Annotated in this window: 23 protein-coding genes; 3 read left to right on the top strand and 20 right to left on the bottom strand. The window is 53.0% G+C overall.

Features of this window, described 5'->3' with window-relative positions; all coding sequences use genetic code 11:
- Nucleotides 1–235 precede the first annotated feature (235 nt).
- Nucleotides 236–871 (top strand): DUF2268 domain-containing putative Zn-dependent protease, encoded by a 636-nt coding sequence (locus FND52_RS04065; protein WP_144129496.1) that lies wholly within the window; start codon nt 236–238, stop codon nt 869–871.
- Nucleotides 872–1,287: 416 nt separating this feature from the next.
- Here FND52_RS04065 and FND52_RS21800 read toward each other — a convergent pair whose 3' ends face one another.
- From FND52_RS21800 to FND52_RS04030, 8 genes are all read right to left on the bottom strand, one after another.
- Nucleotides 1,288–1,461, bottom strand: coding sequence for a hypothetical protein (locus tag FND52_RS21800; RefSeq protein ID WP_167509323.1), 174 nt, complete (start codon nt 1,459–1,461; stop codon nt 1,288–1,290).
- A gap of 123 nt (nt 1,462–1,584) precedes the next feature.
- The gene (locus FND52_RS04060) at nt 1,585–2,904 is read right to left on the bottom strand and encodes a phage tail fiber protein (RefSeq protein ID WP_208737465.1); all 1,320 of its coding nucleotides are present in this window, start codon (nt 2,902–2,904) and stop codon (nt 1,585–1,587) included.
- A 52-nt stretch (nt 2,905–2,956) separates the two neighbouring features.
- The gene (locus FND52_RS04055; protein ID WP_144129494.1) at nt 2,957–3,631 is read right to left on the bottom strand and encodes a hypothetical protein; all 675 of its coding nucleotides are present in this window, start codon (nt 3,629–3,631) and stop codon (nt 2,957–2,959) included.
- Nucleotides 3,632–3,934: a hypothetical protein gene (locus FND52_RS04050; protein ID WP_144129492.1), complete on the bottom strand. Its 303-nt coding sequence runs from the start codon at nt 3,932–3,934 to the stop codon at nt 3,632–3,634.
- Nucleotides 3,934–7,332 carry a TipJ family phage tail tip protein gene (locus tag FND52_RS04045; protein ID WP_244290537.1) on the bottom strand — a complete coding sequence of 1,133 codons (3,399 nt, stop codon included), beginning with the start codon at nt 7,330–7,332 and terminating at the stop codon, nt 3,934–3,936. Before FND52_RS04045 ends, FND52_RS04050 begins: the two co-directional genes overlap by 1 nt.
- Before the next feature lie 9 nt (nt 7,333–7,341).
- Nucleotides 7,342–7,869: a tail assembly protein gene (locus FND52_RS04040; RefSeq protein ID WP_144129490.1), complete on the bottom strand. Its 528-nt coding sequence runs from the start codon at nt 7,867–7,869 to the stop codon at nt 7,342–7,344.
- Entirely contained in the window at nt 7,812–8,531 is a 720-nt protein-coding gene (locus tag FND52_RS04035; protein WP_144129488.1) for a C40 family peptidase, read from the bottom strand. Before FND52_RS04035 ends, FND52_RS04040 begins: the two co-directional genes overlap by 58 nt.
- Complete coding sequence (locus FND52_RS04030) at nt 8,531–9,235, bottom strand: phage minor tail protein L (protein WP_144129486.1); 705 nt, start codon at nt 9,233–9,235, stop codon at nt 8,531–8,533. Before FND52_RS04030 ends, FND52_RS04035 begins: the two co-directional genes overlap by 1 nt.
- Before the next feature lie 111 nt (nt 9,236–9,346).
- On the opposite strand from FND52_RS04030, the gene FND52_RS04025 reads away from it, so the two are divergent.
- The gene (locus FND52_RS04025; RefSeq protein WP_144129484.1) at nt 9,347–9,523 is read left to right on the top strand and encodes an ATP-NAD kinase; all 177 of its coding nucleotides are present in this window, start codon (nt 9,347–9,349) and stop codon (nt 9,521–9,523) included.
- On the opposite strand, the gene FND52_RS21795 is transcribed toward FND52_RS04025, so the two are convergent.
- Nucleotides 9,520–9,687, bottom strand: coding sequence for a hypothetical protein (locus FND52_RS21795; protein WP_167509322.1), 168 nt, complete (start codon nt 9,685–9,687; stop codon nt 9,520–9,522). The genes FND52_RS04025 and FND52_RS21795 overlap by 4 nt on opposite strands.
- Before the next feature lie 10 nt (nt 9,688–9,697).
- On the bottom strand, nt 9,698–10,045 hold the full coding sequence (locus FND52_RS04020) for a phage tail protein (protein WP_144129482.1): 348 nt from the start codon (nt 10,043–10,045) through the stop codon (nt 9,698–9,700).
- 93 nt (nt 10,046–10,138) lie between these two features.
- Here FND52_RS04020 and FND52_RS04015 point away from each other — a divergent pair, with 93 nt between their 5' ends.
- Complete coding sequence (locus tag FND52_RS04015; RefSeq protein WP_125293500.1) at nt 10,139–10,537, top strand: hypothetical protein; 399 nt, start codon at nt 10,139–10,141, stop codon at nt 10,535–10,537.
- 1 nt (nt 10,538) lies between these two features.
- On the opposite strand, the gene FND52_RS04010 is transcribed toward FND52_RS04015, so the two are convergent.
- From FND52_RS04010 to FND52_RS03970, 10 genes are all read right to left on the bottom strand, one after another.
- Nucleotides 10,539–13,802 (bottom strand): tape measure protein, encoded by a 3,264-nt coding sequence (locus FND52_RS04010; protein ID WP_144129480.1) that lies wholly within the window; start codon nt 13,800–13,802, stop codon nt 10,539–10,541.
- A 60-nt stretch (nt 13,803–13,862) separates the two neighbouring features.
- Nucleotides 13,863–14,393: a hypothetical protein gene (locus tag FND52_RS04005; protein WP_144129478.1), complete on the bottom strand. Its 531-nt coding sequence runs from the start codon at nt 14,391–14,393 to the stop codon at nt 13,863–13,865.
- A gap of 132 nt (nt 14,394–14,525) precedes the next feature.
- Entirely contained in the window at nt 14,526–15,041 is a 516-nt protein-coding gene (locus FND52_RS04000; RefSeq protein WP_144129477.1) for a DUF4823 domain-containing protein, read from the bottom strand.
- A gap of 88 nt (nt 15,042–15,129) precedes the next feature.
- The gene (locus FND52_RS03995; protein ID WP_144129475.1) at nt 15,130–15,783 is read right to left on the bottom strand and encodes a DUF6246 family protein; all 654 of its coding nucleotides are present in this window, start codon (nt 15,781–15,783) and stop codon (nt 15,130–15,132) included.
- Between the two features lie 31 nt (nt 15,784–15,814).
- Nucleotides 15,815–16,549: an immunoglobulin domain-containing protein gene (locus FND52_RS03990; protein WP_144129473.1), complete on the bottom strand. Its 735-nt coding sequence runs from the start codon at nt 16,547–16,549 to the stop codon at nt 15,815–15,817.
- A gap of 15 nt (nt 16,550–16,564) precedes the next feature.
- The gene (locus FND52_RS03985) at nt 16,565–16,951 is read right to left on the bottom strand and encodes a phage tail termination protein (protein WP_144129471.1); all 387 of its coding nucleotides are present in this window, start codon (nt 16,949–16,951) and stop codon (nt 16,565–16,567) included.
- Nucleotides 16,948–17,343: a hypothetical protein gene (locus FND52_RS03980; RefSeq protein WP_125293507.1), complete on the bottom strand. Its 396-nt coding sequence runs from the start codon at nt 17,341–17,343 to the stop codon at nt 16,948–16,950. The genes FND52_RS03985 and FND52_RS03980 overlap by 4 nt, the downstream gene beginning before the upstream one ends.
- A 20-nt stretch (nt 17,344–17,363) precedes the next feature.
- Complete coding sequence (locus FND52_RS03975; protein ID WP_144129469.1) at nt 17,364–17,750, bottom strand: hypothetical protein; 387 nt, start codon at nt 17,748–17,750, stop codon at nt 17,364–17,366.
- Nucleotides 17,747–17,920 carry a hypothetical protein gene (locus FND52_RS21790; protein ID WP_167509321.1) on the bottom strand — a complete coding sequence of 58 codons (174 nt, stop codon included), beginning with the start codon at nt 17,918–17,920 and terminating at the stop codon, nt 17,747–17,749. Before FND52_RS21790 ends, FND52_RS03975 begins: the two co-directional genes overlap by 4 nt.
- Nucleotides 17,920–18,324, bottom strand: coding sequence for a DUF7370 family protein (locus tag FND52_RS03970; protein ID WP_144129467.1), 405 nt, complete (start codon nt 18,322–18,324; stop codon nt 17,920–17,922). Before FND52_RS03970 ends, FND52_RS21790 begins: the two co-directional genes overlap by 1 nt.
- Between the last annotated feature and the right edge of the window lie 40 nt (nt 18,325–18,364).

Below are 18,364 nucleotides of genomic sequence, written 5' to 3'. Positions count from 1 at the left end.
TGTCATTACTTAAACCATTCGTTCAAAGGTGATATGATTTTGCGCCGCGCATCATTTCCATATCCCGTCCTATGTTAATTTTTATATGCCTGGTTTCTATAGTTTCCAGGTCATCTCTGTGCCAAATGCGGATATTGCTAATAATAGTTTGGCCCTCAACTGTTGAGCAGCACCCTGACATTCACTTTGTGTGTTAATGTGTGGCGATTTAGTGATGCTTTTGGCTGGTACCGTAATGTCTCAAATGAATCTCCACATTCTGAACGCGCAGAAGAAACTCACCGCTCACTGTGAATGGCTTCAAATAAACCTGACTGATACCTACGAACAAGCCAAAAGGTTAATGCCGATTCATTCACTGGATGTGGTGGTTAAAGCCGGGAAGTTTGTCATCCCGGAAAAAGGGCATCTTGGTTTTTGCCCTGAAGCTGGCGTTATCTATATAACTGTTGATCCTGAAAATTCTGCATTTTGCAAAAATGATGCGCACTCTATTGAACGAATGTTTGCGCATGAACTGCACCATGCAGTTAGGTGGACAGGGCCGGGATATGGCTCAACGTTGGGAGAAGTTATCGTCTCCGAAGGTCTTGCAGGGCATTTTTCGCTTGAGCTTTTTGGTGGTGAACCTGAGCCTTGGGAAAGCCTCCAGTCCGATACTATTCAGCCCTACTATCCACAAATGCTTGAAAACTGGCATCGCACTGATTACGACCATAATGCCTGGTTTTTCGGAACAGGAGATTTGCCCAGGTGGCTGGGATATACCGCAGGGTTCAAACTGATTTCCAGATATCTCGCAGCATCCCCACATTTAAAGGCTTCAATGCTGGCGAATATAAATGCTGATGAATTAAAGGCGTTTATTTGAAAAACAGGTTCCTTATTTCTTACAAACTATGATTGCGCTCATGAGCGGAAGCCGGATGGTCCACTCCTCGCTCAAAGCGGACATTTTAAGCAATTTAGCTTCATTAAATTGCTGATGATTATTTTATTCTGAGCAAATCTTAAAACCGCGTCATATTGCGCGGCGACAGCATGTCCCGTTTCATCTACCGCTGCTGCTGAATTCCCTGCCCCGCAAAAAAAGCGTCCCTTTCCCCCCTTTCGCATCAATTACTTTTGGCGGGCTTCGCCAGGGCCTTCGTTACGAAGGAAAGTTAAATACCGCTAAAGTAATGCTCCATGTTGCCGTTATGTTATACACCTGCGTCCTGAACGCAGGATATCTAATAAAAAGACTAAGGGATTGACGCCCGCGCCCGTGCGGGCTTTTTTTTTAAGCTATTCCTTGCCTTCAAGTGCTCGCTTAATAAACTCAAGCTTGGCTGTCTGCCGACGCATCTCAAGCAGGTGCAGCGCTTCGTACGCTTCAATGCCGACGAGATTTTGTTCCCCTAACGCATCAAGGTCACGCTTCAACATTTCGATTTCATCATGAGTAATCAGTGGTCGCATAGTAGTCCCTCCGGTTAACAGCTTCAGGTAAAGAGGCATGTTAATACGGATATTCAGCCTGATCACTTCACCTTTTCTGATATAAACAGCAAATACTGAGGCAGGCGTAACGCTTTGTTTCAACTAATTATCAAAGGACATTTCATACAGTCGTTGTTGCTCCGCTTCCCGTTGCTGCTGCTCATATTCCGCGCGCATATCCTCCGCCCGCCGCGCCTGCTCAACATTCCACAGACTGTTTACCGGCATTTCGACACGCAGATCGACACAGCGGCCAACTGGAATATCAATCGCGTCGCCGTCGCTGACTCCATCGATTTCATTGCGTGCGAACGGCGGCGCAGTCGGGTGTGTACGGTGATACGTTTTCAGCAGAATGCTGCCGTCTGATTCGATTTCATAATCAACCCAGACCAGGGGGAGTTTGTTTTTGTCGGTTGGCAGTTCAATGCCGCCATCGATGCCACCCCACGCCGGGTCCGAGTTAAAGCCCATTACACCTGAAACACGGTAAACACCAGTGCTGATACGCTCAACCGTAACGCCAGCAGATTCCGCGTTCAGTTCTGCGCTGCCGTCGCCGAAAACTTTCACAACCGGAGATGCTTTTTTCAGGTAGCCATTGCCATCCACTACTACATTGCCCTGGTGATAGAACTCATAGGCAACATTACCCATTGACCAGCCGCCAATTTTGAATTTGCTGTCGGTATCGAGGCCAACAAAACATCCGAAAACTCCGCCCCGTTCAAACTCCATCACCGACGACGCGGCGCTGTTCGCGTTATTACCGATGTTAAATGCCGCCGCTGATGCTGATGTGCGGCTTCCCGCGTAAGCGATCCCCGGCGTGTTACTTGACGACAGGCGAAGCAACATCGAGCCGGCGATGTTGGCATTACCCAGAACAGGGATATTGCCGCCTGCCACGCCCGTGTCGCGCGTTGCCACACTGCCGAGCTGAAGCCCTGTGCGCGCAGCTGCTGGCGTTGTGCCGCCCGTTCCGCCCTGCTCAACCGGTACCGCGCCGCCGGTACCGCGTTGTGCCAGTTTGCCGAGAGCCGGAATAGCGACGGAAACGCCGTTAATGGTCACTGTCACGGTCTGATTTGCTGATGTGCCGGCAAAAGTCTCCCACGCATCGCTGCTCGCGTCGTAGTCCCGAACAAGCTGCGCGATACTTTGCGCAAGACCATCTACAGACAGCGCGTCAGTGGTAAGGATTGCGTACTTCGTGCCAGCCGCGAGCCAGGGATTTGCTGCTGCGGTGAGGGTCAGTGCGGTCGGGCTGTTCACAGCTGCAATCTGGAAAATCTGGGGCGGACTGGTCAGCGCTATCAACGTCTGACCAGGCCGGATTTGGTTAGCAGCTGCTGTGAAATTTGTACCGGTGCCTGTTACACCTGCACCTGCAATCGCAATAGTACCTGCGCTATAGATCATATTTACTCCATAAAAAACCCGCCGGATGGCGGGTTAGTGATGAGACAAAAAATCAGTCGTACGCGGCTGTGTTAATCGCGGTCAATACAATCCCGGCATTGCTGCCTCCTGCCGGGCTTCCCTGGCCAATCTGATTGCTGACAGCATTAATGCGGGTGTTAACGCCATCGAACCGGCAGCCCGTATATGCCATAACGCTGATAATGACCGGCTGGCCCTGGACCATTGTTTGCCACAACGACATCCCCAGCGTGGCAGGTGCAACCGCCCAGGAGCCGGCAAGCGTCTGGTCAATATTGGTTCCTCCGCCTGCTCCCGGCGTGCCTACTGTGACCAGGTCAGACAGTACGCGGCTTTCATTGGTCAGCACCAGTTTCCCGGCGGCGTCCCAGATGGCAAAGCCCCAGGCGGGCAATGACTGAGGAAATATTGCAAAAATATACGCGGTCAGTGTGTGCGGAGTATTTGCAGCCCCTACCGGGGTGGTAGATGATACCCGAATGACGCCGCCAACCCGTCCGGCGTGCGTATAGGTTGGTGCACTGGTGTTTGATATCCGGCAAAATGCGATTGCCGGATAGCCGGGGTCGATCGGTATTTCTGCAACCGCCACGCCATTACTTCCGGAGTTCACCACCACTTTACGGTATAAGCAGAACGGCGTTGACTGCGGTGTAACAAACGGATTGCCGTTGTCCAGCAGTATCATTGCCCCGTAATCAGCCATCTATGCTTTCTCCATAAAAACGACCAATTCACAGGCAGAAGCCGGGTAATTGCCGGGCCCGATTTCGCTGGCTGGCGAAAGCGAAATGGTATTTCCCGATGCCACAATTTGTCTTCCAACTTTTGTGCCGCCGTTATCAAGCGAAACCACATAGCCGAGCTTAAACCCGGCGGGCACCGGGAATGACCAGGATCCGCTGGCCTGTCCCTCAGCCAGCGACACCATGCCGACGACCGAAACCGGCTTAATGCCATAGTTATTGGGAATACCGTTAACGTCCCACGTCTGAATGCCCCAGACCATCAGAATACCCCCGTCAGCCTGCCGATCTGCACACGCAGCCTGTTTTGATCGCGAATGCTGATCGTTGTGTTTGTCTGTCTCATTGCCCCTTCTCCGTCGCTACCGTTATTCTCGACGCTACCGTTCTTATCCCATCGCCAGCCCACCAGGCCAGCCTGATAATTATTCGACTGAATGAAATTACCGATTTTGGCGTTACTGATGGTGCCATCCTGAATGAACGTATCGCGGATAAAGGTCTGCCCGTTCTGAATAACAAACGGCAGCGTAACGGCGGCGCCAGCCTGGCTCATCACCGCAAACCGATCGGCAAGGAAAATCACCTGGCTCTGCATCCCCGCGGGCGTGTTTTGAACGCCCAGCCCCATACCCGCCGCGTACTGCACGCCATTCGAATCGACAGCGACTTTAATGCTGTACATCGCGGTGAGGTTGCCAGCCACATCAGCTACCGCCTGGGCATTAGTAGTGATGGCAGCAGACTGCCCGTTTACAGTTACCGAGAGGGAATTAATCTTCGTTGCTGACGCCTGCGTGAAGTTAGCCAGGGTCTCGGTCAGATCGGTCGCGTTGGAGATGTTGCCGCCAGCCGAAGCATCCAGCGTCACAAGTGCGCGGGCGACAGACTGGCTGGCATCAGCGATGGTGGTATCGATACGGTCAATGCTGGCGCTGTTCCCGGCGTTCGTTGCTGTCTGCCGCCGCCGACTGCTCACTTGAGCCAGACTGTTCTGAATTACAGCGATAGCTGAGTTTTTAACACCACCCGTCATGCCATCCATCGCTGCTGACGTCTCGTCGATCTTCACCGCTGCCGCCGCCAGACCGTCGGTATTCTGCTGTATCGCCAGCGCCTGTTGTTCGAGGTCGTCAGCGTTCTGTTGAATTTCCTGTGCCATTACCTGAACCCTGGCGCTGGTTTCAACAGCGTTTTCGACAATATCTTTGAACAGTTCTGTTTCCTGAATCTCCTCTAATACAGCATCAGTAATATCGCTGAAGTCATCTGTCGGCTTACCCGAGGCCTCTACGAAAGCAGACACACCAAACGCATTACGTGTTCGCACATAAACGTAGTAGGTATGGTCAAATTTAAGCCGCTGGATAGTCCACTGATGCCCACGACCTAAAAATTGCGTCAGGTTTTCGATATCGCCGGTAACAGGCGTTACGCCCGCATACCAGAACTCAAACGACGTATCCGTGGTGGCTGTAACCGACATAACCGGTACCAGCGTTGCCTGCAACGGTCCGGGTATCCACTGAACGGAGTTAGGCGGTCGCGGCGCACCTATAATCATACTGATCTGGGTTTCCGCCCCTTTCATCCCGTTCTCGTTGCGACCACGTACCCCAAGTATGTAATTCCCTGCAATGAGCCCGTATAAGTCATAGCGAAACTGGTCGGTTTCATACTGCGCAACTACAGCGCCGCTTTCGTTATAAACATACAGTTCGAACACCAGCTTTTTGGTGGTGGTGGCGGTTTCCCAGGTCGCCGTCACCTGCACGGTTTCGCTGTTGGTATTCAGGATGCGAAGGTTTTCGATGTTCGGCACCCGGTAGCCATTCAGGGTATCGGTCGGCATTTCAAAAACCGCACCCTCGTCCACGATGGCCTGTTTGTTCGGGTCATGCTGCCCCGCCGTGATGCTGTAAACCGAGTTATTTTCCGTTTCGGCAATGCTCAGAATGCGGAAAAGGCGGATCGATATTTCACTGATGGAGATTGCAAACACAGTGCCGTCACGCACCCAGGCAGGAACGCTGCGCAGGGTAATGACGCGCCCGGACACGCTCAGGATGGGGTATTTCAAAAACTTTCCGTTGCTGCCCATAAGTGACATGTTGTCGCCTGGCGAAACCAGACTGGAAACATCGGCATCAACGGTTATGTTCGCGCCGGAGTGCGAGACAATACGCCCGCCCAGCCGCGTACCGGCATAGTCGTTATCCATGATTTCCACGACATCGCCGGGCGTGAAGGCGATTGCATCCCGGGCCATCTGGAAAGTTAGCCGACTGCTCTCACGCTTTGCAGTTTCCAGCAGCCATTTCCCGGCTCGCCAGGCCTGCCCGCGTGAAGTGCAGCCGAATGCCTCCAGTGTTGTCTCGTTATAGTTCCCGAGCGCGATCATGGCATCGTCGGAAACATACTCCTTCACCTGCTCCCAGCCGTTATCCGGATCGGTCCAGGACACCACCACCGCGTTGTATTTCTCGGCCCGTTTAACCGAGCTGCGGCTGAATTTCCCGTCGACAACATTCGCATTGGTAATGGTGGCAACCGGGTCCTGAGGTGTATCCAGCATGACCGTGAGGCGCAGGCCATCCCAGAGGGCGATACCCCGGAACATCCCGGCTATTTTATCCAGGATGTCGCGGGCGCTGACCTGCTCGGTGATGTAGGCGTTCAGCGTCATACGCGACTCTTTACCGCCGTAGCCGTCATTCACCGGCTGATCGCAATACTGTGAAAGGATATAAAGCGCGCCGTCGTCGACATCGATATAGCCCGCACGCCGGGCCAGGCCGAAGCGCGTGTTTTTCACCAGTTCGCGAAAGAGCCAGGCCGGGTTGTTCGTCCACGCTTTTTTGAATCCGCCAGTCCACAACCCCGAATAGGTTCTGGCAATCGGGTCGTAGTTGTCAGGAACGTCCACAATCAGGCCGCGCAGGTGATAGGTGCGGCTTGGGGTGTCCCTGTACTGGTCACGATCAATCACTGCACCGGCAATAGCCGAAAACGGGTAGTTCAGGTTGTCGTCAGTAATCTGGCTGTAGCTGTTCCAGATAGTACCGTTGGACAGCAGGTCGCTGTTGCTGTCAGGCGTGATGCGGCGAACGCGGATATCGAAGGGTTTCGTTGCCGGTGCCTCGATTACGTGCGCCTCCAGATATTCGCCAGAGATTTTATTTGGTCCAATCGTGACGGTTTTTTGCAGTGTGAACGCGCCACCGGCAACACGGGTTTCGATCACCATCGTCACGGAGGTGTTCTTCTGGTTCCCTTTCGTATCCTGCTCGACCAGGCCCGTCACACCGATATTCAGCCGCACGCGCGTGACGTCCTGATCGGTGATGGTGCGGACCAGTGGCGTATTGAAAGTGACCTCGGTATTAACGATGCTGGTCGCCTCAATGGCGGAAAAGCCGTTAATGGGGTCCTGAAATTCCGAGCCGGGGCGCCAGGCCACGCTCACGCCGTTCACGCTGACGTTGCCGGCAGAATCGGTGATGGGCGTTTTATTCAGCATGAAAGAAGAAAGGTGCGACTGGTCAACCGGTCCGTAAATCGGACCTTCACTGATGAGATCCAGCACGCGGTAAAACTGTTTTGATTTGAGGTTATCGTCGAGAAGTTTGGGAGTCGATGCCTTGCCGCCGCCTGATGACATATTTCCGCCTTAGCTTATTGATTCTGTCCAGTCCTGGTTGTTTGTGGTGTCGATACCGAGGGAAATGACGTTAGAGCCACACATCATCTCGCCCAGCAGGATCGGCACTGGCCGCCCCTGTCCGGCGCGGTTCTCCGCACTGGTGAACGAGTTGTTTGTGATGGTGTTGTTTTCCGCCGCCTCGGCTGAGGTTTTGGTTTTCATGTTGCGGGACATGTAAACGCTGTAGGCAATGGAGGCAACGCTTACCGCCACTGCGATCCACGCGGCGGCGGCCGCGGTAATTGCCCCTTCAACCACCGGGACAAACAGCACGCTTGAACCCTCATCCAGCCGCCTGTCCAGGTGCCAGCGCATCGAATCTGCGGCAACGTCTTCCCCGGCAATCCGGACGCGCACCCGCGACCTGAGGAAGTCTTTTTTGAATTCCGGACACTGGGCCAGCAGTAACCTCAGCCCCTGCGCGGGGGTATCGACGTTTAATGTGACCTGGCGGAAATGTCTGCGGAAATGCCCCGCAAATCTAAAGATGAGCACCGGTGATGTCTCCAGATGGAATGGGTTTGTTTCATGTAAGCCATGCGGAAGGGTTCACGCCTGCTGAGGTGCCCGGCGTGGTCGTGGTGAAGCACCATGTTATCTTCCAGCAGGATCATCGCATGGCACGGGTCGGCACCCGGGAACGGCTGGCGGATAATCACATCGCCGGGTACGGCCTCGCTGGCGGAAATCTGGTGGAAACCGTTGGCCGCCAGGTTTTTCAGGTAGAGATTCTCGCCCCGCAACCACCAGCCGTCAGTCCGCGTAAAATCCGGCAGGTCGATGCCGCACAGGTGATACGCATCGCGAAACAGCGTGTAGCAGTCTGTCACGCCATGCTCAAACCGGCGGCCCAGCAGGTGCGGTACCGGTCGAAATTTTCGCAGCTCGCCGTCACACGCCAGCCACCAGGGCAGGCCTGTCATAACCTGAATGGTGCGGTCAGCACCTGACAGCACCGGTACCGGCTGAGGATGTGAGTGAAATACCGCCGTGACCTCCCCCGTCTCCTCTGCTGCCAGCCAGTCAGCGTCGCTGATGCGGAAATGGTGAGCCGGATCGGGATGAACGTTACGGCACGGGTACAGGCGGGTATTGTTGATAATCAGCGCGCACACTTCATCCTGCGACGAGGCCGCATACTCGAGTAATTCCTGCATCAGGAAACCTTCTGTGAGCCGGGGAAGCTGCTAATTGGCATGGGGTACGGGCGCGGGTACCGGAATCGGCAACCTGTGCGGCGGTGAGAGCACTTATCCAGCGCCGGGTTGCTGGTCGGGTTGTCCCGTTCATCGGCGACCGGCGGTCCGTCGTAATTGCAGCCGGTACCGCGATAAACCCACTGGCAGACATCCGCCAGAATAGTCCGCGCCGGGATAATGGCGTTGTCGCAGTCCACCGGCGTTGCGAGAGAATAAGTCACCTGTTCAGATGTCTCTTCAGTCATCTCTTCGACAACGTAACGGGATACCGCCTCCATGGTGGGATCGGCATCCGGGTTACCGTTGGGAAAGTTAACCGCGTCCAGATACTTCACCGGCACCTGGCGACGGGTGATCACCACGCCCAGCAGGTCGTCGAAATCATGGTTCATCCCAAAAATCATACCCGTGACGTTCGCGACGGCCATGGCCGGGCGCGCATACGTGCCCTCGTTCCGGCTCTCGAAGCCTTCGACGGCGATCGGATACGCGGGATAGGCATTACCGCGCCAGATAACGTTGTTGTAAAAGCCGTTGGTGCCGGAGTGAAAACGTTCCAGGTTCCCGCCGTAAGGCCGGAGGTCGAGTTCAAACAGATCGATAAAAGCGCCAACTCCGGCATCAACGCTTTCGATAATTAGCTCTGGTGGAATGTCGCGCACGAAAATCTCCCATAAAAAAACCACCCGGAGGTAGCTACTGTTCGAATATCAGGATGTTAAAAAGTGCTAACTGTAGTTAGGCTGGAATTTCCATATTAAAAAGGAGGTTTTATGTCCGGACTGGTAAATCCTAAAGACTCACCTGAAGAATCGGCATATGCATTGTTGATTGAACTGGTCAGGGCGCAGAGAGTACCCGTTTATTCAGGCGGGAATATTACTGCTTTGCTATCCATATATGACCAGGCGGTACAACATTTCAAAAAAGAAGATGAAGAGAGAAATTAATTTTCATTACACAGTTTAATGAAACTCTCACGAACGGATTCGGCAATTTCCCTGGCTTTATCCGTTCGTTTTCCTTCATCCCATGTCACCATTCCTTCAAGCTCCCGGGAAAGAGTTTTCGCCGCCTCTTCGATCAAACATTCCGGCAATTCTGCAAATTTCATAACTATTTCCTTATCGAGGTACCTGTTCAAATGTGGCCGTCAGTTCATAGAGCGGCCCGGTCTTTGTCATATTCCAGGAGCGGCAGACAAACAGCTCCTGCACTCCTGTATCCGATGGTGTCCAGTAGAACGACTCCACCGCCATGCGTGCTGTCAGAAACGCCTCGGCCTGCTTCGCCGGGTTCACGCGGCAAGATCCATTAACGCCGCGAAACGTCAGCGAGTATTTAGCCATCAGCGGGTTAATGCCTTTCTTCTGGCGTTGCTCGTAACCGTCACCGAGTTTGACGACAGCAACGTTAGGGGTGCGTTCGGCGCTGTAGCCGCGTTGAGGTTTCCAGATGAAGATTTCAGGCATATCTGCTCCTTGTTAACTTAACCAGCCCCGACCACTCATGTATCCTACAATCAGTGTTAATAGAGGAAAGAGGAGCCACAGGAGCCATGAATAATGCTCAATAAAATCAGCCATATTTCACCTCTGTTTGGTTTGTTATCTCCGGCAATAGGGATTGTGACTTTCTTTATTGGCAGAAAACTTGGCAAGCGCGATGCTTACCGAAATGAACGCAATAAAGCCGCCGAGCCGGTATATATCGGCGTACTGTCGCATATAGAGAAAATATCGCAGCGGATGAACGTCAGGATTCCTGTCACCCAAAAACAAGTAGATACTCTCTGCTGGCACTCCCGCAGCACTGAAGCGGAAAAAATTCAGACAGCCTGGAAAGAATACAAAACCGTTGAATTAATGGCTGGTGATGAGTATTCGTCAGACCCTGGATTCACCGACTACGACTATTTCGTTGAGGTTGCGAAGAAATTTGCAAAACTTGTCGAAAAGAAATGACTTACCGCTTGTTTCGCGGCTGAATTAATCCGCCAGGACGTGAAGCCTGGTCGCTTATTTGGAATAATGCGACCCGCTTCATCATCCCTTCCATCTGCTTTATAGTGGCATCGTCGATACCGCCGGTAGTGTTGATTTCAAATGTGATGTGCTGAACAACGCCACCCCCGCCTGCTTTATCTGCTGGAATGATCTTCCCTGACTTGTTCGGCATGAATATCTGCTGACCTCCGGTAGTCTGGAATACCTCAGACCGCCCATCCTCGTTAATGCGGTAGGCGTTGCCAGCAGACACTGTGCCTCCATAACGGCGACCGCCAGCAAGCGCCAGCCCCTTGGCTGCAAGCATTGAACCAGCATACGCTGATTGCCCCACCGCAGCAGCACTGCCGTACGTCGCTATTGAAGCGCTCATAGCAGCTGGTGCCCATGCAGCTGCGGCAGCTGAAGCCTGTGCTGTAGTTGCCGCCAAAGATGCCGCTGCCGCAGCCTGGCCCATGAGTTGACTTTTAGCCCATTCGATCCCCATCTGGACAAAGCTGCCCACCACGCTGTTTAAAATCGTGGTGCCGATGTTGGCGAAGGATTCCCGCAGGCTTTGAGTGCCGTTTATCAGGCCGGTGATGGCGCTGGTTGCCCCACCCTGTAAGGAGTCTACGGCAGCGCCAATCATGCTGTTAATCTGGCTTTGCTGCTGCCACTCTTCCCACATGGCCGCCATGCGCCGCTGGTGATACTGTTCTTCGATGCTGGCCCGTAACGCTTCGGCTTCCGCGATCTTTTGCGGATAAAGGGTTACGTACTCATTGAGCTGCGCCATCTGATCCTGATAGGTGTTATCCACTGCGGCAACCGGCGACACCTGCCCCTGCAGACTGGTTAAATTCTGGCTGGCCTGAATGCGCTTTTTTTCTTCCTCCGCAGCGGCCTTTATCGCCTGCTGACTTCTCCAGATTGCGTCGGCCTGCTGCTCCGCCTTAACGATTTGCGCGTCAGTCGCTTTATTTCCCAGCGCCATAACCGCATCGTACTTCGCCAGTTCGAGCGAGCCGTCAGCGTAGCCGGTATTCAGGCGATCAAGTACCGATTGCTGTCGTGCCAGCGCCTGAATCGCATCGTCAACAGAGGTTGATTTCGCTTCTTTGTTTGCTGCCTTCCGGGCGCTAGTTACTCGCTCGGTTTCTGCATACATGTCTTGCAGCGTCCCGACGAGTTTGTCGCTCTTAGCGATCCCGGCATCTTCGGCATCATACTGCGCCTGCAATTTAGCCCGGGCCTCTCCCTCCAGTTTTGAAAGTGCGAGGCGGCGTTCGGCGTTCTGAATGAGTTTCTTCGCTTCGGGGGAGTCTTCCGGTTCCGCAGGTTGTATATTCCCAACGTTAGCCGCTTTTTTGTCGAGTTTATCCAGTACTTCGATTGTTGAAGCCATCGCAATAATAGCGCTTTGGCTTGCTCCAGGGATTACATTCTTGAGGTTATTTTCAAGGATCGCGAAGGCTGCATCGGACTCCCTCGCTTTCTGGTTAAGCTGCTCTTGAATAAGAGCCTGCTTTTCCAGAGTGGAGCGCAGTGTATTTGATGTGTCATTAACATCAGCAGTTTTCGCATTCAGCTCGCGAAGTGATTGTGTAACCCTTCTTTGGGCATCTTCAATCACCTGCAGCGGCGCGCCGGATTCGCGCAATCCTTCGAGTTGTCGTTGGTATTCTTCTAAATTTTTGCGTGCACTATCCTGCTCTTTTACTTGGTCTTTAAACTGTTCGTTAAGAGCTTCAATAGACGTGGCAGTGTTGTCCAGAGTTTTTCTGAGCTGGATTTGGTCCATCTCCTTCATTCTGGATATTACATCGTCCAGAGAACTTGCAAAGTTGATTGCTTCTTCTTTTGCCTGTTTTGTTGTTTGCCACCAGTACAGCAGAGCTCCGGCGGCTATCATCACAACACCCGCAGTGCCGCCAATTAACGAGAAAGCATTACGCAGCAACCCCATACTTACCGAGGCAGCACTCGTTGCAGCTGCGGCTCGGGTCGATGCCGCCGCCTGGGCTAACTCTGCCTCTGCATATGCGAGAGAGGTAGTTGTCGCTTTGGTTTTCGCAGCAATCAACCCCTCCAGCGCAAAGGTTTCAGCCGCAGTACCTTTCGCTACGTTATATTCTGCCTGGGCCAGATTAAGTGCCGAAATAGCCGCCTCTTTATCAGCAAATGTCCGACGCTGCGTGGCATTTGCTGAGAAGAGAGCAGCCTGAGCCGCCTGATTTTCGGCGGTTATCATCTGGCGGTTTGCAGCGATGTGCTGAACTTTACTGGCTATGCCGCTTTTTAAAGCGCCAGCATATCGTCCAGCCAGTACAAGCGCGAAAGCCTTTGCGGCAATGGTTGCTGTATCAATAAAGCCCGCCATTTCTTCGGAATCTCGCCCGAACTCCAGAATGGTGTCTGCGGCAGCGATAAGGCCGTTGGTAAAAGTTTGTAGCGCTCCCGTCTGACCTTCGATTGCCACCAAAACTTCGGTAAAAGCCGTTTTCATCCTCACGCCAGCATCGGTAAGGTTGTTGGACATTCCAGCCGCCGCTGCGGCGTTGTCGTCAAGAGATTGCCGCAGTCCTTCACTAAGGTCTGAAGCTGTGAGTTTGCCTGCTGCGCCCAGCGCACGTACTTCGGCGGAGGTTTTTGTACTGGCGGTGGCAATATCATTGATTACCGTTGGTATGGCGGTAGTGATGGACTCCCATTGATCAGCGGAGACTTTACCTGTGTTTATCGCTTTGGTGAATGCGCTGATGGCTGACTCTGCGCGATCTGCGCTGGCCGCATTCTTTACGAACGCATAAGACATTGAGTCCTGAACATCGATAGCCTGTTCAGTGGAATAACCCATACTGCGCAGACCGTCGGCACTTCGAATATACAACTCCTGTGCTTCTGCTAAAGATCTGTAAGTCCCGTTAGCCGTATTAAGCAAGCGCTTCTGAACGCTTTCAAATTCAGCCTGACTTGATGTCGCCATCTGAACGCGCTCGGCCATCTCCTGATAGCTCTGCACCATTTTTGCCATTTCTCGCAGTGCGCCAGCAGCAAAAATTAACTTTAAGGTTGCAGCGAGTTTGGAAAGTGTCGTGTTCAGATTATCTGCTGATTCATCCGTATCATCAAAATTACCTTGGAGATCATTTGTCATATCGACAACATTGCGTCCAGCGGTAAGAAGCTGAGCGGTATCGGCGCGGATGATATAAACAATCTCACCTACATTTTCGGACATATGTATTTTCTCCGGGCAATAAAAAACCCCGCCGAGGCGGGGCTGATAGTATTAGAAGTGTTATATTTTATCTGTAATAAAATACTGCAAATACCTTAACTTATTTATTAAGTTGCTTTCTCCAGCCTCAGATTCTTTTGCATTTGAAAGAAGGGTGATATCAAAGTCGCTAATTTGTTTATTATCTATGTTTACAGATTTAATTCTGTAACTAGCGTTACCAGCATCACCCAATATTGCGTATAAACAATATGTCGTACCGCTTAAGCTGACCCCGTAAGAGTTTTGAGCTTCTTGCTGTATAGTTACGTTAGCCTGCCTGTAAGGTATTTCGCCTGACAAAATATCATTTCTGAGACTTTCCTCTTTAAAGTCTTTGACGCCAAGTTCTGGAAGGCCTATCACCATTTTTATTTGTGAAGAATTCATTTTATAACTACCAGGAGACTTCATTGCACCTCTGGTAATATCACTACAGAGCTTTATCAAACCAGCCTGCTCAGATTTTACATCTGGAACGAGAAGTATAGTTGCAAGTGTTATAACAAACACCGCACAAATCGCACCTATAATAATTTTGATTTTCTTCACATCCCTATTCCCATTGGTAAAAGTTACCCTAATGCTAACAGGGGAGCGCGGCAGCGCAACGGGCAGGACTGATTTTTTGATCTCACACAGAGAACCCCCTTCCCGTCAATGGTTCAGGGGCTGAAAAGGGTTTTAATACAGGCTGGCCACGTAATTATTTACTGGTTCAGGAAGCAAATCCTGAGGATGATCCCCTCCGAAAGTGGCCCATTTACTACTACCATTCAGGATGGTTGAGGCAATTACTTTCGATGTTGCAGCATTGAACACTGTTACCTTGATCTCAATTTTATCCGGGATGCCGGACCATTCAGTTGCTCTGTCTTCCCAGTGTAAAATTTGAGGGACCACATAATACCCCTCAGACAGAGGGTTATGCTTTTGCAGGCACGCCAGCTCGTTGCACTGAGAAACAATGACAGCATTATCGGTATAGCGGGAAAAAGCTGATCTGACCGCTTGCGCCGTTGCTTCGCCTGAACCAGCATAAGATTTCCCTTCGTAACTCCCATCAGCAGAACCAGAAATCACGACTGGCTTACTTTTCATCAGGAGTTCCGTGCTCTTCGTGACTTCAACAGCTTTGTATTTTGAAGAACAGCCAGCAAGAAGAATGATACCCGCCATTACCATCAGAACTTTATTCATAATTATCCTTAACTTAAATTTAAGACTGCCACATATCCCTCTGATTCTGAGTTAGGGGTTTCTTGTTCTCAATGATTTTTATCATCGATTAGTGCAGCCCGTTGCGCTGAGCGTCAAGCGCAAACATCTTTTCTGCCCAGTCCATAGCCTCATCGTAATGTTGTTCGGTCGGGATTTTTGCGGCTTCCTTCGGTGGGTATTTTGCATTCATCGCGGCGCGAAAGCTGGTCATGGTCATGTTCCAGGCATCCGACTCGCTCATGCCCAGGTGTGCCACCGCCAGATAAACGAAAGACCGGGCATCGAATTTCCCTGAGTATTCCCCCTCACCTTTGCTGGCGGCTTCCTGCGGCTGGTCGCCCACCACCCCATGGCGAATAAGGTGGCGCGCCAGCTGGATAATGTGTGATACCGGCAGCAGGCCGGGGCGATACGAAAGCTTGCCTTTCGGTGTCACTGAACAGACACCAATAACCTGGCGGAGATCATCATCGCAGGCCGCCTGTACCACCTTTGCCGCAGTAACAACCATGTCGGCGAAACAGCGCGCCTGGATACTGCGGATCACTTCAACATCGCTGATCCGGTGTTCAGGATAATGTCCGCCGTGCACCGTCACGAACGCCCCGACAATCTCTTCCGGCGTGCCGATGCGCGACATCGCAAGAAACGAAGGGTTGAGGAATATTCTGCGGCCACCGGCGCGGATCTCCGCCTGGCCGATATCGGTAATTGCCTGCATAAAACCTCAAAGGGGCTTTCGCCCCTGTCAGTTAAGACACGTTGACCACAACCGTTGCCGGGCTCGTGGTGACGGTACCGGCGGTGGGCGATGAAACCTGGCAGGTATAAGAGCCGGCATCCCCTGCCACCGCGCTGGCTTTGGTGTAGGTGGCCGCCGTGGCGCCGCTGATATCCGTGCCGTTCTTCTTCCACTGATACGTCAGCGCTGAACCATCAGTCACGGTCGCCGCTGTGGTAAGTGTCAGCGTGCTGCCGGTGGTAATGGTGCGGTTCTGCGGCTGGGAGGTGATGTTAATGACCGCGCCGACGTCGCGCACATCCACCAGCCCGGCACTGGAGGCTTCAATCGACCACGTGGCCACGTCATCATGTGGTGATTCATCCTGCCAGCTCGTTACCAGGAACGGGCCTTCAGTGATATCGAACGGCGAGATGATTTTCAGCCACACATAGGGCTGGTTGCTGGTTTCTCCGGGCGGGTTATAAACATGGCGCTTCATTTCCTTCTGGCCGTAGATGGCTTCCTTGCGGCTTACGCCGTCACCGGAGAAGGATACGTTTTTATACGTCACCAGATTTTCCTGGGTATACGCCGCGCTCTGGTCAGCCGTGGCGTCTGCGGTTTCCCATTCAACGCCGGTTGTTTTGCCACGCATCATGCCGAGGCGCTTATACTGGCTCAGCGTGGGCTGAACCTCCGGGCAACCAATCGCAAAATAAACAACGACGTCGCGCCCCGTGAATGCACCTGATTCACAAGTCATATGTGTTACTCCGTATTATCGGGAAATAATGGTCTGGAAGTTAATTTCGAAGGCGCAGCGGCCCTCTTCGGTGCGGAAGGCAGGAACGCCCCCGACTGGCTGCATTGAGATGATGCATTCGGTGTGGTAGTCATCAAGCATGGCCTGGCGGATGGCATCGGCGGTGTTCTCCACCGCGTCGACGTCGGCGTCGTTCTGCCCGGACAGCAGGATGAAGCGGAAATAGTCACGGGTGATGGCCTCTTCTGCCGCGCCACCGCCCTGCTGCTGGATAACGAGATAGCGGTCGTTCTGTGAATCTTCCACTTCGACCCAGAACCGCTTTTGTACACGGTAGCCGGTATCAAAGCCGTGGCTCTGCAGCCAGGCACGTAACGCGTCAAAAACCTCGCTTCGCATCATAATTTGTAGCCTCGTTTAATAGTGGCTTTGATGTCGGCTATGCCGTCGCGCTCAAACCCTTTACGCAGGAAATCTGGCTCAGCGTCCGGGTCCCAGTAATTACCGCTGCCATCCGGGCGCGGCTTGCCTTTTAACGTGCCACCGGCTGCATTCACCCGCGCAGCATAGTTCGCGGTATAGCCGACCCGTCCGGTCATTCCGCCCGGCTCTGGCTTCAGTTCGCGATACATGCTGTTCACCAGCGTGGAGGTATGAATGGGGGTGATCTGCGCTGCATAACCGGAGCCGACGATCATGACTTCGGTGATCACCTTTTCTGTCACTGCCCCGGCGATATTTCCAATCACGTTACCCATGTTTAACTGAACACGTTTGATACCTTTAACGGGCATAGCGTTGTCTCCTGGGGTTATCAGGCACCGAGCGAGTTACGATTAGATGTCAGGATTTTGTAGTCGGGTTCCTCGTCGAAAAACGACATATCCCACATCTTGACTGCCCGGATCACATCACCTTTCGCTTTTACCGGGTCTGGCTCAGCGGTTGTGTCACCCACAGCGACATAGTCGTTACGCAGCGGTTTACGGACATCTGCGCCGTTGTGCTTCAGCTCGGTGGAGATAATCAGGTTGGTGGTGAATTCGGTACCGGCATCATCGATCGCCTGTTCCTGGTTTACCTCCCACGTGCAGTCGATAAGATACGGCGTGCCGGTTAGCCAGGTGCCTTTCCAGTCATCGTATGTACGCGGGTAAATGGTCGCGAGGTTGGTATATACCCAGTTCGCTGTCGCGCTCATGGCTCCTCCCAGCGGATCACTTCTGGTTTCCCGGCGGCAACCTCACGGCAAAAGATGAACCATTCACCGTTACCTTTGATGTAGCCGGTGGCCTTCCTGCCGCTGTCTGTCATCACCCAGACCTTAACGAACGGCTCCGGCAGTCGCTGCTTCACCGATACCCAGGCCATTACCGGCCCCCGTTGCACATGCAGCCGCCCTTACCAACCCAAATCCCCGCGAATGCTGGCGCAGTCGTCGGATCAGGGGGAATAAGCGCTGTGGCGCAACCGTGTTTGTCCAGCCCGCGCAGCAGGCTCAGCGCGCCTTTCCAGCGGTCAGAAAACGACTGGTACCGGAATGAACGCGAAGCGCCGTTTGGCGCGGTCTGGCTGGAAAGGTATTTATCACCCTGCCCGAGCCCCATCAGCGCCAGCAGGTAAAGCTGGATAAGCAGCGCTGTCGATGCCGGATAATGAAGTGCCAGGCATTCCTCAATGCCGTTGGCCTGGTCAATCAGCGCCGCCAGTACAAAGTCGGGTAAAGCGATGCCCTGCCCGGTCAGGTACTGCTGTGCCTGTTCCTGTGAGACCATGACAGACTCCTGAAAAAAGACGCCCCGCCGGAACGGGGCA

Source organism: Atlantibacter subterraneus (assembly GCF_007570865.1).
GTDB lineage: Bacteria > Pseudomonadota > Gammaproteobacteria > Enterobacterales > Enterobacteriaceae > Atlantibacter > Atlantibacter subterraneus.
The sequence above is the reverse complement of the archived record's forward strand: the minus strand, read 5'-3'. Positions and strand labels throughout refer to the sequence as shown.

Coding starts and splice junctions, on each gene's coding strand:
- FND52_RS21800 (WP_167509323.1), bottom strand. CDS start 1,461: ATGCGACCACTGATTACTCATGATGAAATCGAAATGTTGAAGCGTGAC.
- FND52_RS04000 (WP_144129477.1), bottom strand. CDS start 15,041: ATGAATAAAGTTCTGATGGTAATGGCGGGTATCATTCTTCTTGCTGGC.
- FND52_RS04020 (WP_144129482.1), bottom strand. CDS start 10,045: ATGCCTGAAATCTTCATCTGGAAACCTCAACGCGGCTACAGCGCCGAA.
- FND52_RS21795 (WP_167509322.1), bottom strand. CDS start 9,687: ATGAAATTTGCAGAATTGCCGGAATGTTTGATCGAAGAGGCGGCGAAA.
- FND52_RS03980 (WP_125293507.1), bottom strand. CDS start 17,343: ATGCCCGTTAAAGGTATCAAACGTGTTCAGTTAAACATGGGTAACGTG.
- FND52_RS21790 (WP_167509321.1), bottom strand. CDS start 17,920: ATGGCCTGGGTATCGGTGAAGCAGCGACTGCCGGAGCCGTTCGTTAAG.
- FND52_RS03970 (WP_144129467.1), bottom strand. CDS start 18,324: ATGGTCTCACAGGAACAGGCACAGCAGTACCTGACCGGGCAGGGCATC.
- FND52_RS03995 (WP_144129475.1), bottom strand. CDS start 15,783: ATGCAGGCAATTACCGATATCGGCCAGGCGGAGATCCGCGCCGGTGGC.
- FND52_RS04010 (WP_144129480.1), bottom strand. CDS start 13,802: ATGTCCGAAAATGTAGGTGAGATTGTTTATATCATCCGCGCCGATACC.
- FND52_RS04055 (WP_144129494.1), bottom strand. CDS start 3,631: ATGGCTGATTACGGGGCAATGATACTGCTGGACAACGGCAATCCGTTT.
- FND52_RS04035 (WP_144129488.1), bottom strand. CDS start 8,531: ATGCAGGAATTACTCGAGTATGCGGCCTCGTCGCAGGATGAAGTGTGC.
- FND52_RS04060 (WP_208737465.1), bottom strand. CDS start 2,904: ATGATCTATAGCGCAGGTACTATTGCGATTGCAGGTGCAGGTGTAACA.
- FND52_RS03985 (WP_144129471.1), bottom strand. CDS start 16,951: ATGATGCGAAGCGAGGTTTTTGACGCGTTACGTGCCTGGCTGCAGAGC.
- FND52_RS04050 (WP_144129492.1), bottom strand. CDS start 3,934: ATGGTCTGGGGCATTCAGACGTGGGACGTTAACGGTATTCCCAATAAC.
- FND52_RS04045 (WP_244290537.1), bottom strand. CDS start 7,332: ATGTCATCAGGCGGCGGCAAGGCATCGACTCCCAAACTTCTCGACGAT.
- FND52_RS03990 (WP_144129473.1), bottom strand. CDS start 16,549: ATGACTTGTGAATCAGGTGCATTCACGGGGCGCGACGTCGTTGTTTAT.
- FND52_RS04065 (WP_144129496.1), top strand. CDS start 236: ATGTCTCAAATGAATCTCCACATTCTGAACGCGCAGAAGAAACTCACC.
- FND52_RS03975 (WP_144129469.1), bottom strand. CDS start 17,750: ATGAGCGCGACAGCGAACTGGGTATATACCAACCTCGCGACCATTTAC.
- FND52_RS04025 (WP_144129484.1), top strand. CDS start 9,347: ATGTCCGGACTGGTAAATCCTAAAGACTCACCTGAAGAATCGGCATAT.
- FND52_RS04015 (WP_125293500.1), top strand. CDS start 10,139: ATGCTCAATAAAATCAGCCATATTTCACCTCTGTTTGGTTTGTTATCT.